The sequence below is a fragment of the Bacillus sp. IBL03825 genome (assembly GCF_024712505.1).
GTDB classification, from domain to species: Bacteria; Bacillota; Bacilli; order Bacillales; family Bacillaceae_G; genus Bacillus_A; species Bacillus_A wiedmannii.
The window spans coordinates 2199505-2214329 of sequence record NZ_JAMXKE010000001.1; the positions used below are offsets into that span (position 1 = coordinate 2199505).

At 35.1% G+C, this 14825-nt stretch carries 10 protein-coding genes and 1 other annotated feature; of the genes, 9 read left to right on the forward strand and 1 reads right to left on the reverse strand.

Translation table 11 applies throughout. The annotated features are described in order from the left end of the window. The first annotated feature begins 110 nt into the window (after positions 1–110). Positions 111–1622, forward strand: a complete 1512-nt coding sequence (locus NHG49_RS11355; protein WP_098111903.1) for a M36 family metallopeptidase — start codon at positions 111–113, stop codon at positions 1620–1622. 103 nt (positions 1623–1725) lie between these two features. Here the strand turns inward: NHG49_RS11355 and NHG49_RS11360 are convergent, their stop codons facing one another. Continuing rightward, positions 1726–2208 (reverse strand): hypothetical protein, encoded by a 483-nt coding sequence (locus NHG49_RS11360; protein WP_103655006.1) that lies wholly within the window; start codon positions 2206–2208, stop codon positions 1726–1728. A 216-nt stretch (positions 2209–2424) separates the two neighbouring features. On the opposite strand from NHG49_RS11360, the gene NHG49_RS11365 reads away from it, so the two are divergent. The 8 genes from NHG49_RS11365 to NHG49_RS11400 all read left to right on the forward strand — a co-directional run bounded on the left by NHG49_RS11365 (position 2425) and on the right by NHG49_RS11400 (position 14821). Next, positions 2425–3807, forward strand: a complete 1383-nt coding sequence (locus tag NHG49_RS11365) for a UDP-N-acetylmuramoyl-tripeptide--D-alanyl-D-alanine ligase (protein WP_222661109.1) — start codon at positions 2425–2427, stop codon at positions 3805–3807. A gap of 66 nt (positions 3808–3873) precedes the next feature. Next, positions 3874–4085: a binding site (T-box leader), on the forward strand. Positions 4086–4190: 105 nt separating this feature from the next. Beyond that, positions 4191–5489 carry an aspartate--tRNA(Asn) ligase gene (gene aspS / locus NHG49_RS11370; RefSeq protein ID WP_103655007.1) on the forward strand — a complete coding sequence of 433 codons (1299 nt, stop codon included), beginning with the start codon at positions 4191–4193 and terminating at the stop codon, positions 5487–5489. Positions 5490–5684: 195 nt separating this feature from the next. Then, positions 5685–6449 (forward strand): vWA domain-containing protein, encoded by a 765-nt coding sequence (locus NHG49_RS11375; RefSeq protein ID WP_258126007.1) that lies wholly within the window; start codon positions 5685–5687, stop codon positions 6447–6449. A gap of 9 nt (positions 6450–6458) precedes the next feature. Beyond that, entirely contained in the window at positions 6459–7232 is a 774-nt protein-coding gene (locus tag NHG49_RS11380) for a hypothetical protein (RefSeq protein WP_222661111.1), read from the forward strand. A 29-nt stretch (positions 7233–7261) separates the two neighbouring features. Beyond that, positions 7262–7624: a ubiquitin family protein gene (locus tag NHG49_RS11385; RefSeq protein WP_064473937.1), complete on the forward strand. Its 363-nt coding sequence runs from the start codon at positions 7262–7264 to the stop codon at positions 7622–7624. Between the two features lie 31 nt (positions 7625–7655). Next, entirely contained in the window at positions 7656–11663 is a 4008-nt protein-coding gene (gene essC / locus NHG49_RS11390; protein ID WP_258126009.1) for a type VII secretion protein EssC, read from the forward strand. A 127-nt stretch (positions 11664–11790) separates the two neighbouring features. Continuing rightward, entirely contained in the window at positions 11791–12063 is a 273-nt protein-coding gene (locus NHG49_RS11395; RefSeq protein WP_064473935.1) for a WXG100 family type VII secretion target, read from the forward strand. 82 nt (positions 12064–12145) lie between these two features. Beyond that, complete coding sequence (locus NHG49_RS11400) at positions 12146–14821, forward strand: tetratricopeptide repeat protein (RefSeq protein WP_258126010.1); 2676 nt, start codon at positions 12146–12148, stop codon at positions 14819–14821. Positions 14822–14825: the final 4 nt, after the last annotated feature.

Here is a 14825-nt window from a genome sequence, read left to right on the forward strand (position 1 = left end):
TTTATAGAGAATTACTCGTAGATTCAATTTTTATCCTCCCATTTTGTGGGAAATGATTACCTAGTGGTAATGGGATAAGGTTGAGCTACTTTATTAGGGGGAGTGGTTCTATGTTTAATAAAAAAATGGTGGCAATGGCAATGACTGTGCCGTTAGTAATGGGGACGATTTCTACGGTTTCGGCATTGGAAAAACAGCAGCAAGTAAAGCTAGAAGCTTATTCGCCGCAGAAAAAAGCAACTGAATATTTAAAAGAAAATGCTGCGCAGTATGGATTGAAAACAGACCTTTCAGACTTGCAATATATTTCTACAACAGAAACGTCAGTAGCTTCATATGTTAGATTCCAACAAGTTGTTAATGGTGCGCCTGTATTTTCAAAACAAATTACAGTTACTCTTAACGGAGAGGGAAAGGGAGTACTTGCTGTATCTGATTATCAATCCGTTAAAGGTGTTAAGGAAGTAACGACAAAAATTAGTGAAAAAGATGCAATTCAAAAATCAATGGCGTATGTAGGAGAAGCAAGTGAGCAAAACTTATGGGCACCTACAGAGAAAGAATTCGGATATATTGTGGAAGAGGGAATTGCTCGTCCAGTATATAAAGTTGTAGTCCACGCTAATAATCCATTTGGTGCATGGGAAACATTTATTGATGCAGAAAATGGGAAGTTAATTAAAAAAGTTGATATAAACCGAAAAGCTGAAGGGACAGGAAAAGTATTTTTACCTAACCCAGTCGTATCTAGCGGTAGTAAAGTAGGCTTGAAAGATAATAACGATGCAGATTCAACGGCGTTAACGAATCAATTGAAGGCTGTTACGTTAAAAGGTTTAGATGGGACAGGATTTTTAATTGGAGAGTATGTAACGATTTCTTCAAAAGCAAATACAAAATCTACAAACTTACAATTTAACTATACACGTGCAAATGATAGCTTTGAAGATGTTATGTCGTATTATCATATCGATACAATACAACGTTACATTCAAGGGTTAGGTTTTAAAAATATTAATAATCGCTCTATTAAAGTGAATGTAAATGGAACGACGGCGGATAACTCATTTTATTCTCCGACAACGAAAGCTTTAACTTTTGGTACTGGCGGAGTAGATGATGCAGAAGATGCTGGTATTATCGCACATGAATACGGGCATTCGATTCAAGATAACCAAGTTCCTGGCTTTGGTAGTTCAGCAGAAGGCGGAGCGATGGGAGAAGGGTTTGGCGACTTCTTAGGTGCTACGTATGAAGATGCAGTATCGACAACAGGGTACGGAAAAGCATGTGTTGGAGAATGGGATGCGGCTGCTTATTCTAGTTCAGATCCGACGTGCTTGCGCCGTTTAGATACGAATAAAGTGTATCCGAAAGATATTACAAATGAGGTACATGATGATGGGGAAATTTGGGCACAAGGCCAATACGAAATGGCACAAGCTTTTGGACGTGATGTAGCAACGAAAATTATTTTACAATCGCACTGGTCATTAACACCAAACTCTAAATTCAGTGATGGAGCAAAAGCGATTAAGCAAGCGGATGCTCTTTTATATGGCGGACAACATGCTGCAGATATCGATCGTATTTGGGCAGCAAGAGGAATTAGTACGAATTAATATAAAAAGTCGTGGCATTTATAAGCCACGACTTTTAAATTTGCTTAAGCACTGGTACTAGTAAAGGTAGCTAAATGAATGATAGTGTGAATTTATCCGCATTCTATTTATTTTTTTCATCTTTAAAAACAAAATGCTCTTTAAATTTTCTAGACTCAACTTTTTGACCGTTTCTCATGGAGCGGAAAGGGTGTTCTTGCCAAGTAATGATTACATCAACTTCATCTGCTTTTGTAGCAACTGGAAAATTAGCATGTTCAAATCCAGTTTTTCCACTTGCTAAGCGACTTTCCTTTCGTGAGAAAAGTTCATATTTCGTTTTCGTTTTTGGCTCGTTGCGGAATACTTCGACTTGTACGTTATATACTTCACTGTTACCAACATTTTTTACTGAAAATTGATATGTTTTAAATTCATCTTCTTTAGCTTGAAGCATATTTTTATCTATGTTCTTCGGTTCATCAATATTCACTTTCCATTGATCAGAGTTTTGGGAGATTGGTAAAGATTTTGGTGAATAGGCGTATGTTTCATTCACTGCAATTAGGCATAACAACAGAAGAAAGAAACTAATCGCTTTTTTCATATAAACACCTCGCTATAAAATTTTTATCCCGCATTAACGGGCAGTAAGACCCTCCACCTCAAAATTCAGGGAAAGCAAAGAAGTTAGGTGGGGGATCAACTGCCCGTAAAAGCCCGATTGGTGAGGGCTGATAATCAGTGGGGAGGAACAAAATCCCCACTGATTAAAGTTTCACTTTATCAATATGCGTAAATGAAACGGAAATTATGTAATAAAATGGAAAAATGTGATAGTTTGATTCAAATGAATTTGAAAAAACTTGAAGAAGTAGTAGGTGGTGAAGGGTTACAAGAATCGTTTCATCACATAGAGATACATGGTGTCTGCATAGATTCCAAAAGCATGAAAGAAGGAAATTTATTTGTTCCAATCATTAGGGTGAAAGATGGACATGATTATGTGAAAGAGGCATCCGATAATGGAGCTGTCGCTTCCTTATGGAAAAAGTCTTACGGCACTCCGCCAAAAGGGATGCCAATTATATTTGTTGATGACACTTTGTTTGCTTTGCAACAATTGGCACAATTTTATCGAAAAGAGCTAAATGTAAAAGTAATTGGAATTACAGGTAGTAATGGTAAGACAACGGTAAAAGATATAATAAGCACGATTTTAAGTACAACTCATCGTGTGCATAAAACAAAGGGCAATTTTAATAGTCAAATCGGTTTACCATTAACAATTTTAGAGATGAAACGAGATACAGAGTTTTTAATTCTTGAAATGGGGATGAGTGAAAAAGGACAAATTCGAAACTTATCAATAATAGCACAGCCAGATGTAGTGATCATTACAATGATTGGACATTCTCACTTAGAGACGCTTGGATCAAAAGAAGAGATTGCGAAGGCTAAATTAGAAATTATTGACGGGTTAAAAGGAAATGGTTTGTTTTTATATAACGGTGATGAACCATTGCTTTTGCAAAATAAAAATCTATCGAGTATAAATTGTAAGACATTTGGTGAAAAGTATACAAATGATTTGTTTCCAACAAACGTGCAATTAGATGAATATGGTGTTCATTTTAAATTAAATGATTCAAAAATACAGTACGATGTTCCCTTGCATGGAAAACATAATATTTTAAATACGATTGTCGGAATCGCTGTAGGTCAATATTATAATGTCCCTACAGAAAAAATACAGGAAGCATTACGACAAGTAAATATTACCCATATGCGCTTTCAATTTTTAACTGCTAAAACAGGATTTACGGTTATTAACGATGCATGGAATGCCAGTCCTTCTTCAATGAAGGTTGCAATTGAGACGTTACAGAAATTAAATGCCTATGAGAAAAAAATGATAGTGATTGGGGATATGTTGGAGTTAGGAAAGAAAGCTGAAACATATCATAGAGAAATTGGCAAAATGTTAAATGAAGAGAGCATTCAATATGTATTTACCTATGGAGAGTTAGCTGAAATTGTAGCGGAAGAAGCAAGAAAGAAATATGATACAGGAAAAGTACAGTCATTTAATAATAAGACCAAGATAGCAGAGGAAATATTGAAAATTATTTCGAAAAAGGATGTTGTATTACTGAAAGGCTCACGTGGTATGGCTTTAGAGGAGATTGTACAAAATTGGATTTGAAAAATCAAAATATATTTAAAAAGGCTTGCGTTTTATAATACGAAGAGATAGAATACTCTGTAAATATAAAAAGTGAGGATCAGGAAAAGTACATGATGCAAAGGTCTACAGAGAGCAATCGGTTGCTGAGAAGATTGCGATACCGCATGATGGAAAGACACCTGTGAGTGTTGCTTTGAACGTGATAATTAGTAAAAGCAAACGGTACCTACCGTTATCAGGGCTAAGATGGTCATTATGACAATTTGGGTGGTACCGCGGAAAAATCCGTCCCTATTTATAGGGGCGGATTTTTGTATTCTTTGAAAGGAGGTGAGTGACCGTGGATGATGACGATGACAACAATAACGTAAATAAATATAAAATTACTGGAGGGAAAAATAATGGAGTTAATAATGAAGCGTTCACTCACAAAAGAATGTACGGTACAAAGCGGAAAGGTTGTATTACTTCAAGGATGGGTAAAAAAGATTCGTCATCTAGGTAATGTTAGTTTTTTATTAATAAGGGATCGATCAGGAGTTATGCAATGTGTATTAGAAAATGAGTTAGCTGGATATAAGGTAGATGTGGAAAGTGTCGTTCAAGTCGTTGGTGAAATTGTAGAGACTTCGAAAACAGAGTTAGGGGTCGAAGTGCTTGCTCACGAAGTGAAAATATTAAATGGCGCAGAACCACTTCCATTTGAAATAAATAAAAAGAAATTACAAGTTGGCTTAGATCAACTACTGAATGAACGGGTATTATCATTAAGACATGAGCGAACCGCGGCGATATTTAAAGTGAAATCTACGCTCGTTCAGAGCTTTAGTGAATTTCTTATAGAGAACGATTTTACACGTGTATTTACTCCGAAAATTGTTTCACAAGGGGCAGAAGGAGGAGCAAATGTTTTTAAACTTCCATACTTTCAAAAAGAAGCTTATTTAGCACAATCACCACAGTTTTATAAACAGATGATGGTAGCTGGAGGGTTAGAACGTGTTTTTGAAGTTGCACCTGTTTACAGAGCGGAACATCATAATTCTTCCCGTCATTTGAATGAATATATATCGTTAGACGTAGAACTTGGATTTATTCATGATTTTCATGAGGTAATGCAATTAGAAACGGATGTTTTACGATATATGTTTCAACAAGTAGCAAAAAACTGTGAAAAAGAACTAAAACTATTACAAATAGAAGTACCTGTTATTACAGAAATACCGAAAATTACATTGTTAGAAGCGCAAGAAATTTTGAAAAATAAATACCGGAAAGAGTCGCCAATTGGGGATTTAGATACAGAAGGTGAAAAGCTACTAGGGAAATATGTGAAGGAAACATATAAGAGTGAGTTAGTTTTCATTACACATTATCCGAAAGAAGCTAGGCCGATGTATACGATGCCGAATAATGAGAATCCGTCTATTACTGATTCGTTCGACTTACTATATAAAGGATTAGAAATAACATCAGGGGCACAGCGAATTCATGATTATGAAATGTTACTTGCTTCTTTTAAAGAAAAAGGGTTACATCCAGATACATTTCAATCTTATTTAAATACATTCCGATACGGTTGTCCCCCACATGGTGGTTTTGGAATTGGATTAGAGAGAGTTGTATACAAACTATTAGAATTAACAAATGTACGAGAGGCGAGTGCCTTTCCGAGAGATTGTATGCGTCTTATACCGTAATAATAAACCCCTTCTATAGTATGAAGGGGTTTATTCCTTTCAACATATGTTAAAAGGAATAAATTTTTTGTGTGAAAATATGTAAATTATATTAAGAACATTTTATAATGAATTGAGAAAAAGAAAATTCATAAGTTATAATGAAATATGAATATAAAAAAAGTTCATATAATAATGTATGGAAGGGTATGAAACATGTTATATCAAACTCAAGCAACACAGCAAACACCAGCTTATATAATTTATCTTCTTGATGTAAGCGCATCAATGAACCAAATGATGGATGCAGGCGGAGAAGAAAAAAGAAGAATTGATATTGTAACGGATGCTCTTTCTTTAGCGATTCGCCAAATGGTATTTCGTTCAACAAAAGGTAGTCGCTTGCTTCCGAGATATAAGTTATCTATTTTAGCCTATAGCGATCATGTTTTTGATTTATTGGGTGGTGTGAAAACAATAGATGAGGTAGCAAGACTTCGCCCACTAGAAAAAATCCAAACGCATCGTTTAACTGATACAGCAAAAGCTTTCTCTGTAGTGGAGAAGTTATTGCAAAAGGAACTACCAAATTTACAAGACGGGCCAGCTCCTATTGTCTGTCATATGACAGATGGGGCATCAACTGGTGAAGATCCAGAATTAATTGTACGAAGAATTATGAATATGTCTGTACCTGATGGAAACGTACTAATTGAAAATATTTTTATTTCAGATGAAATTATGCAAGAACAAATTTCTAATATAAAGAAGTGGGAAGGAATTATGCCAAATATAGAGATTACAGATGAATATGGTGCAAAGTTGCAAAGACTTTCATCGCCTATCCCTCAAAGCTATCGTGAGATGATGATGGAACATGGGTTTCATATTGCAGATGGTGCTGTGATGATGTTTCCTGGGACAAATGCGGACTTAGTATCACTTGGATTTCAAATGTCTGCTGCAACGCCGGTTCGATAGGAGAGAAGTATGATGAAATATATTCTATCTCAAGAGAAAGAAACGGTATTGCAAGAAAAGGAAACGAAACATTTTACTTATCGATATAGCTATGTAAGAGCAAAAGAAACGCAGGATTTAAACGAGAGTGGAGAAGACTTTCTAGTATTTCTAGATAATGGAACTAGCTTCATATTTGCGTTATGTGATGGTGTAGGGCTGTCTTTTCATGGTGAAATTGCTGCAAAATTTCTTGGTATGAAGTTAGTAAACTTGTTTGAAACATGTCAAGAAAGTGGACTGGATATTGCTACATTATTAAATGAACAGTTAAAAAATTGGATAGAAGAAGCTTCAGAGGAAGTGAGTGCATTTCGATTGCCAGAAGAAACACCGTGGTTACTACGCGATGTTTTGGAAGAAAAGCGAAAACAAGGTAGTGAAACGATGTTTATTGGAGGGAAAATAGAACTTATTTCAAATCAAGATAAAGCAAAGATAACGATAGTTACACATGGCGATTCATTTGTACAGTTGTTTCAAGATAAGGAGAATTGTTCGAATGTAATGAAGTTTAAGAGAAATATAGAGAAAAGATGGTCTACACAGCGAGGCATTATTGGTGGGGAATTGGCGGTTTTTTCAAAGACATTATCAAGACAAGAAGCTAATCGGATAGTTATTCACTCAGACGGACTTGTACCGCTTAAGCAGTATAACTTTGAGGAAGTGTTAAAAGAAATTGAGAGGGCACAGAACTCTCCGACAAGCGATGATATTTCATTTTTAGATGTTTCTTGGTAACAAACATGATGGAAAAAAGGTGAATAAACGTGGAAGAGATTATTGTGACATACATAAAACAGTCAAATGAAGAAATTGATATTGCAATTCCAAATGACGTGAAAGCGGTACAAATTATTGAAGCAATTTTACATCATGAAAAAATAGATGAAGCATTAAGCGGGATCTATGAAATTAGAGTGGCAAAAGATAAAGAAGAGTGGCATTCTATTCGAAATGATGAAACGTTGCGCGATAATGATGTGTGGGATGGACAATATGTAATACTACATAAAAAAGGGACAATTATCCCTTCTTTTGAAATGATGCCGGCAGAAGAAGTTTATAATGAACCTGTTAAACAAGGTATGTCTTCTAGTGAAGAAGATTATGTATGGAAAATCATTGAGTAATAGTTTTTGGATGGGGAAGGAGAAATGTTTTGTGCAAAAATCACCGTATTTTCAACGCTCTCCGCGTGTGAAAGTAGATATACCGACAGGGGATGTTATTATTCATGATCCACCGAATATACCGGAGGAGCCGAAGTTTTCAATTGAAACAATGTTACTGCCTGCAATGATGACGGTTTTAACATTGGTATTATATTTTGTAATGATGAAATTTATGAAGATGAATTCAAGTTATATGCCATTAATGATGGTTTCAAGTATTCCGATGTTGGGGTCATATATAATTACAACGATGGGGCATTTCCGTAAAAAGAAAGAACATCGTCAAATGGTTGAACAATTACAAACAAGGTACTTAGAGCAAATTCAAAAGCATCGAGTGGAATTAGATACGTTAAAGGTTGAACAAGCAAAATATTTAATTACACAAAACCCAAGCCCATTAAAAAGTGTACAAAGAATTGAAAATCGGGAAAGTAATTTATGGGAGCGTACACCTGAAAGTCCAGACTTTTTAGATATTCGTATTGGTACAGGAGAAAGACCATTCCTTGTAGAATTGAAGGTGCCTGAGCAGAAAGGTTATGAAGAAAATCCATTAGTTACAGAAGCGCAAAATGTGAAAAGGGATTTCAATACGATACCAAATGGACACATTTCAATTTCTTTGAAAAAAAACGATGTAATTGGTGTAGTTGGAAATAAAGAAGATAGACTAAACTTTATTCGAATTGTAACGACACAAATTATGACGCATCATGCACCAAATGAAGTGAAAATAGCAGCATTTTATCATGAAAAGGAAAAAAAACAATGGGATTGGATGAGGTGGCTTCCTCACGTATGGGATGAACAGAGAAGTATGCGCTTTTTATCTGAAAATCAACAAGATGCACAGAAACTAGCAGAAGTATTATTTACTCCACTTAATATGCGCAGAATATATAATTCTTCTGCGCAAGCGGATGCAAAAGTTCCTTTAATTCCGATGTATGTCTTTTTCTTATCAGCGAGAGAATTTTTAGAGGATGATCCTTTAACTCCAATGTTACTTAGAGAAGGTGAAAGTGTAGGAGCTTCTACATTTATTTTTGCAGAACAAAGGGAAAGGTTACCGATGGAATGTGATCTTGTAATAAGTTTAAATGGAGAAAATGGAGAGTTAGTAGAAACGTTTTCAAGTTCAGCTGAAAACAATGGAACAACGCGTGCGAGTTTTAAAGTAGATCGACTTTCATTCGAACGATGTGAGCTAGGAGCGCGAAACATTGCTCCAATTCGAATGAAAAGTTCTACAGCAGCCAACATTCCGAAAGTATTAACATTTTTAGACCTGTTTCAAGCTAAAAACATGGAAGAGTTACAAGTGCTAGAGAGATGGAAAGAAAATCGGTATCCGACTTCATTACCGGTTCCAATTGGTGTAAGAGAAGGAAGTAAACCTGTTTTTCTAAATATTCACGATAAAATAGAGAAAAAAGGGCATGGCCCGCACGGTCTAATGGCTGGTACAACTGGATCAGGAAAAAGTGAAGTGATTCAGTCTATAATAGCCGCGTTAGCGGCAACCTATCATCCTCATGAGATGGCATTTATGCTTATCGACTATAAAGGTGGTGGAATGTCAAACACATTTGCGGGATTACCGCATATTATTGCATCTATTACGAACTTAGAAGATCCAAACTTAATTGAGCGTGCCAGAATTTCATTAAAGGCAGAATTAGAGCGGAGACAAAAATTATTCATTCAGGCTGGAAATGTTCAGCATCTAGATGAATATTATGAAACAAGCTGGCGTGAAAAAGAACCTTTACCACATTTATTTATTGTTATTGATGAGTTTGCTCAAATGAAAAAGGAACAACCAGACTTTATGGACGAGCTAATTAGTGTCGCTGCAATAGGAAGGACGTTAGGAGTTCATTTATTATTAGCAACTCAAAAACCTTCAGGGGTTGTAAATGACAAGATTTGGAGTAACTCGCGTTTTCGAATTTGTTTACGTGTACAAGATGATGCGGATAGTCGTGAAATGTTAAAGATTCCAGATGCATCTAAAATTAATGTACCAGGACGAGGGTATCTCCAAGTTGGTAGCAATGAAGTATTGGAATTATTCCAGTCTGCATGGAGTGGAGCACCTTATAATCCAGATGAAGAGAAAGTTCTTGATATTGTTGATTTTACAGAAGTTAAGCTCTCGGGTGAAAGAATAAAAGTGAAAAAGCGTCCAAAACCAATGACAAATAGTCCGAAACAATTACAAGCTTTTATTCAATATGTACAGAGCGTATCAGAAAAAGAAAATATTAAAGCATTACCAGGACCTTGGCTGGATCCATTACCGGAAAAATTATTGTTAAAAGAATTTTATGCTATGGAAGATTGGACAATTGGTGAGTGGAATAAACCGAAAGAATATTTACAAGTAACAGTTGGATTAATTGATGATGTTGCAAAACAAGCACAATTTCCGCTGAAGTTAGATTTACAAGAAGGGCATTTAAATATTTATGGTATGCCAGGTACAGGAAAAACAACGATGTTGCAAACCATTATTATGTCTCTAGCTGTATCTCACACACCAGAAGAAGTGAATTTCTATGTTATTGATTTTGGTCGTATGTTTTTAGATTTTAGAGATTTACCTCATATTGGCGGGATTATACAAGAAGGCGAAAATGAGAAAATGAAACGTCTATTCGGATTTTTAAAGAAGGAAATCACGCTTAGAAAAGAGAGCTTTTCTAATATCGGTGCAAAGTCATTCTCTATGTATAACCGAATGGTAGAAAAGAAAATACCAGCTATAGTAGTAATGGTAGATGGTTATATAAGGTTCAAAAATGAATTCGAGAAAGAAAATGAAGTATTAGAATTATTATTGCGTGAATCAAGTACATACGGTGTATATTTCTATTTCTCTCTGAATCAAACAATTGATATGTTTGATCGTGTTCGTAATAATATACCGATGGCACTTACATTTGAATTACAAGATGGAACAGAATATCATAACTTAGTTGGCAGACCTAAATTCCCATTAATTGAAGTTCCTGTTGGCCGTGGGTTAATGAAAGGACAACCGCCGGAATTATTCCAAGCAGCATTGCCGTTTATTGGTGAAAGTGAACTTGAGTACTCTCAACAATTAAAAACAATTATTCAAAAAATGAATGGAGAATGGGATGGTGAAAAAGCAAAAGCCATTCCAATGGTACCTAAAGAAATATTTGTAGAGCATATGGTTGAAAAATTGGAAACAGCCCAAATTTCAGCAGGTATGGAAACAGAGGATATTCAATTACAAAGTATTTCTTTAGATGAAATGAGTCATATATTTGTTGGGGGAAGAATAGAAGGTGGAAAAACATCGCTTTTACAAACACTTCTGTTCACTACTACATACCAATACTCTCCTGAAAAGGTTGAGCTATACTTAGTAGACCTTGGTGAAAGACCTACAGGCATATTAGCTCTTGGAGATTTACCTCATGTGAAGAAGAAAGTTACAGATGGTATGCAATTAAAAGAAATGTTAGATGAATTGTTAGAGCTAATAAATAATAGAGAACCAATAATGCCTTCTATAGATCCAAACGCAACAGTGGAGATTCCGTATAAGAGAATAATCATTGCGATTGATGATATCGATCAAATGTTAACTATATTATCTACTGATTATGAAGCAAAAAACAAAATGGAACTAATTGTCCAAAACTGTAAAAATAAAGGGATTCACTTTATGACAGCTGCTACAACGTCTAGCTTAAATAGCTATTCTCATGAAAAATGGTTTGCGGAAATTAGAAAGAGAAGTATTGGATATTTATTGGGAACGACACAAAATAATGATGTGTATTTCTTTAATATGAAACTGCCACATACTGAAATGGATCAAGAATTATTAAGTGGGGATGGGTATTGCATACGTAGAAAGCCAATAAAAATAAAATGTGCATATACACCATTACATTTACTTCGCACGATGACAGATAAAATTAGTGTGAAATGGTCTGAATTAAAAGTGAAATAATATTAAAATAGGGTTAAATTACTAGAAAATAGAATATTTTTGTAATTAAACTCTTTAAAAATTGTATGAATATAGTTTATAATCTAATTGTTGTATCATTTATGATTTGAAAGGGGAAATTATTAAGATGGCAGAAATTAAAATCACACCAGAAGAACTTGAAAGAATCGCAGGAAACTTTAAAAACGCAGCAGGAGAAGCACAAAGTCAAATTAATAGACTTGAAGGCGATATTAATAGTTTAGAAGGACAATGGGCTGGGGCAACACAAGCAAAATTCCGTGGAGAATTTATGCAATCTAAACAAGCAATGCAACAATACATTCCAATTTTAGAAGGTATTTCAACAGATTTAAAACGTATCGCTGATAAATTCCGTAATACAGATAACGCATACTAAGAATAGAACAATTGCAAAAGACCAGGAGCTATTGTTCCTGGTCTTTTTTTGAAAAATTGTTATACGAGAGTAAGGGGATAAAATGGGATTCCGACCAGAAGTAGGAGAAAAAATTAGTCTTAATAAAGATGTTTATCGTTTTGAGAAACACCCAGCTGTAATTGGTATTGAGATGCCCTATGGTCAAGAGGGAAGACAAGGAACAGTTTATCAATTACAACAGGAAAATGGTGTTGAACGAATTGCATTAAAAGTTTTTAAGGAACGCTATCGCGAGGAAAAACATCAACTGGCATTTTTGAAACCACTATCTTCCTTAGTGGGTCTGAAAGTATGTTCACGTTATATCGTTACTAAAGAAGAACATACATCTGCTATCGAAAAATCAGAAGATCTTGCTAATAGTATTGTAATGCCTTGGATTGAAGGTCCAACTTGGGCTGATATAATACAAGAACAAAGAATGTTATCAAAAGAACAATGTTTCTTTATTGCAGAAGCATTTCTTACAACACTTAAAATGATGGAAGAAAATGAAGTTGCTCATAATGATTTATCGTCTAGCAACGTACTCGTACCTTTCTTAAGTGAAAATCCAACTGAAGGTCAACACAATATCGAACTTGTTGATGTTGAGCAAATGTATGGCCCGAAAACGAAAAGACCTTCATTATTGCCAGCAGGTTCAGCGGGCTACGCACCGATGTATTTAAAAAGTGGAGTATGGCAAAAAGAAGCCGATCGATTTGCAGGTGCTATTTTATTAGGAGAAATATTAAGTTGGTGTAGTGAGGAAGTTCGAAATAAAAAATGGACGGATGCAAGTTACTTTAAAACGGAAGAAATGCAGACAGAATGTGAAAGATATACGTTACTTCGGCAAGTATTACATAATCAATGGAACGGGGAGATTGCAAAATTATTTAGGCAGGCATGGAGTAGTAACTCTTTCGCAGAATGCCCAAGCTTTGCGCAGTGGTACGATGTATTTAATAGCGCGAGAGAAAGAATGAAAATTGATGCGGAAAGGCAGTCAGCAGAAGAACACTCTCTTTTTGTATCAAAATGTTTGGAAATTGCAAGATTATTAGAAGAGAGAGGATTTAAACAAGCGGCATTATATGAATATAAAATAATTTTCAATTCACTCAATCCATCAACAGCTCTGCAAAAAGAACTCGCATATATCATTCAAACTATGGAGAGTCAAGAGCCTGAAATAAATAATAAAATGGTCCTACAACATTATTTGGAATTAGCTACTGAATTGGAACGAGAAAACAATGCAGCATTTGCTTGTTTCGTCTATTCACGAATCGTACAATTTCCAAACATTGACCAGGCGTTAAAACAGGAAATTGAAAGCATTATTGAAGAGATAAAAGAAGAGCAAGGAACACAGTCGCAGCAAGAAGTAGCAGCTACAATTACAGTGCCAACTAGCATTCTACAGAGCCGGAAACAAACGAAAAAACAAGTGGAATATGATGTAGATGATGAGATTTTAAATGCAAAAGCATCAAATCAACCACTTACAATAACGCATGAGCAAAGTGAACCGTCGGCCTTTTCTAAATGGTGGAAAAAGAATAGAAAACGGATTTTGATTATTGGCTCAACTGTAGTTGTTGTTATAGGTGGTTCAACGTTATTTTATTTCTACACAACAAACGCTAAATATCAAAAGTTTATGGAACAAGCACGACAAGCCTATCATGATAAAAAATATACAAAAGCTGAAGAAGCTGTTGGACATGCAATTGCTGTAAAGGGTAAAGACGAGGCTTATCTTCAATTAGCAACGATTTACGTTGCTGAAGGAAAAAATAAAATTGCAATCGATTATATTACAAAACTAATAAAAGATAGAGAAATCGATAAAGAAAATAATGAAGCTGCTTATCTATTAGCTTCAGCAAATTTCCGCATTGGAAAATATCAAGAAGCAGTGCAAAATTTTGAACAAGCGTTAGCGAATAATGCAAAAGGAATTGAACCATACAAAAAAGATGCAATGCGAGATTTAGCTGTATGTCATATGAAAATGAAAGAATTTGAAAAAGCGGAAGATGTTATTGTCAAAATGAGTACGAAGACAAATGAAGATAAAGCAATTGTTTCGTATTTAAAAGGTCAATTATCAACCGCAACGGTACAGTTAGACAAAGCAGAATCTTTCTTTAAAGAAGCTATTATGCAAGATTCAAAGAATGCCATATATACAATTGAACTTTCAAATCTATATGTGCTTTGGAATAAAACAAACCTAATTGATAGTGCGAAGAAAGAAATGAATTATCAACAAGCATCTCACATTTTACAAGTAGCGATTCAAAAAGATATGAAAAATATTGAGTTGTTAAATCAACTAGGAATTGTGTATTACGAAGCGGGCCAATTTTATGAAACGCGAGATGGTGCAAAGAGTACTGCCGCATATCAGCAAGCGTTAGAAGCTTACAATAGAGTTGTCAGCAGTGGAACACGCGACATAAATACGCTTGTAAATATAGGGATTTTATACGATAAAGTGGGACAAGGAAATGAAGCAGAGAAGCTTTTCACAGAAGCATACTCACAAAACGATGAAAATCCACATGTGAATTTTGCATTCGGGATGTTTAAAATTAAACAGAAAAAATACGAGGATGCAAGTCGTTTCTTAAGAAAAACAGTTCAAGCAAATGAAAATGAATCCGAAGTAAGAGCTGCGCAAGAAAAATTAACAGAAATGAAAACAAGCGGTTGGATTCAATAAAGAT

What these genes read in the sequence shown, in the direction of transcription:
- NHG49_RS11395 (WP_064473935.1), top strand. Translation starts at nt 11,791, where the DNA reads ATGGCAGAAATTAAAATCACACCAGAAGAACTTGAAAGAATCGCAGGA.
- NHG49_RS11355 (WP_098111903.1), top strand. Translation starts at nt 111, where the DNA reads ATGTTTAATAAAAAAATGGTGGCAATGGCAATGACTGTGCCGTTAGTA.
- NHG49_RS11360 (WP_103655006.1), bottom strand. Translation starts at nt 2,208, where the DNA reads ATGAAAAAAGCGATTAGTTTCTTTCTTCTGTTGTTATGCCTAATTGCA.
- aspS (WP_103655007.1), top strand. Translation starts at nt 4,191, where the DNA reads ATGGAGTTAATAATGAAGCGTTCACTCACAAAAGAATGTACGGTACAA.
- NHG49_RS11375 (WP_258126007.1), top strand. Translation starts at nt 5,685, where the DNA reads ATGTTATATCAAACTCAAGCAACACAGCAAACACCAGCTTATATAATT.
- NHG49_RS11400 (WP_258126010.1), top strand. Translation starts at nt 12,146, where the DNA reads ATGGGATTCCGACCAGAAGTAGGAGAAAAAATTAGTCTTAATAAAGAT.
- NHG49_RS11380 (WP_222661111.1), top strand. Translation starts at nt 6,459, where the DNA reads ATGATGAAATATATTCTATCTCAAGAGAAAGAAACGGTATTGCAAGAA.
- NHG49_RS11365 (WP_222661109.1), top strand. Translation starts at nt 2,425, where the DNA reads ATGGAAAAATGTGATAGTTTGATTCAAATGAATTTGAAAAAACTTGAA.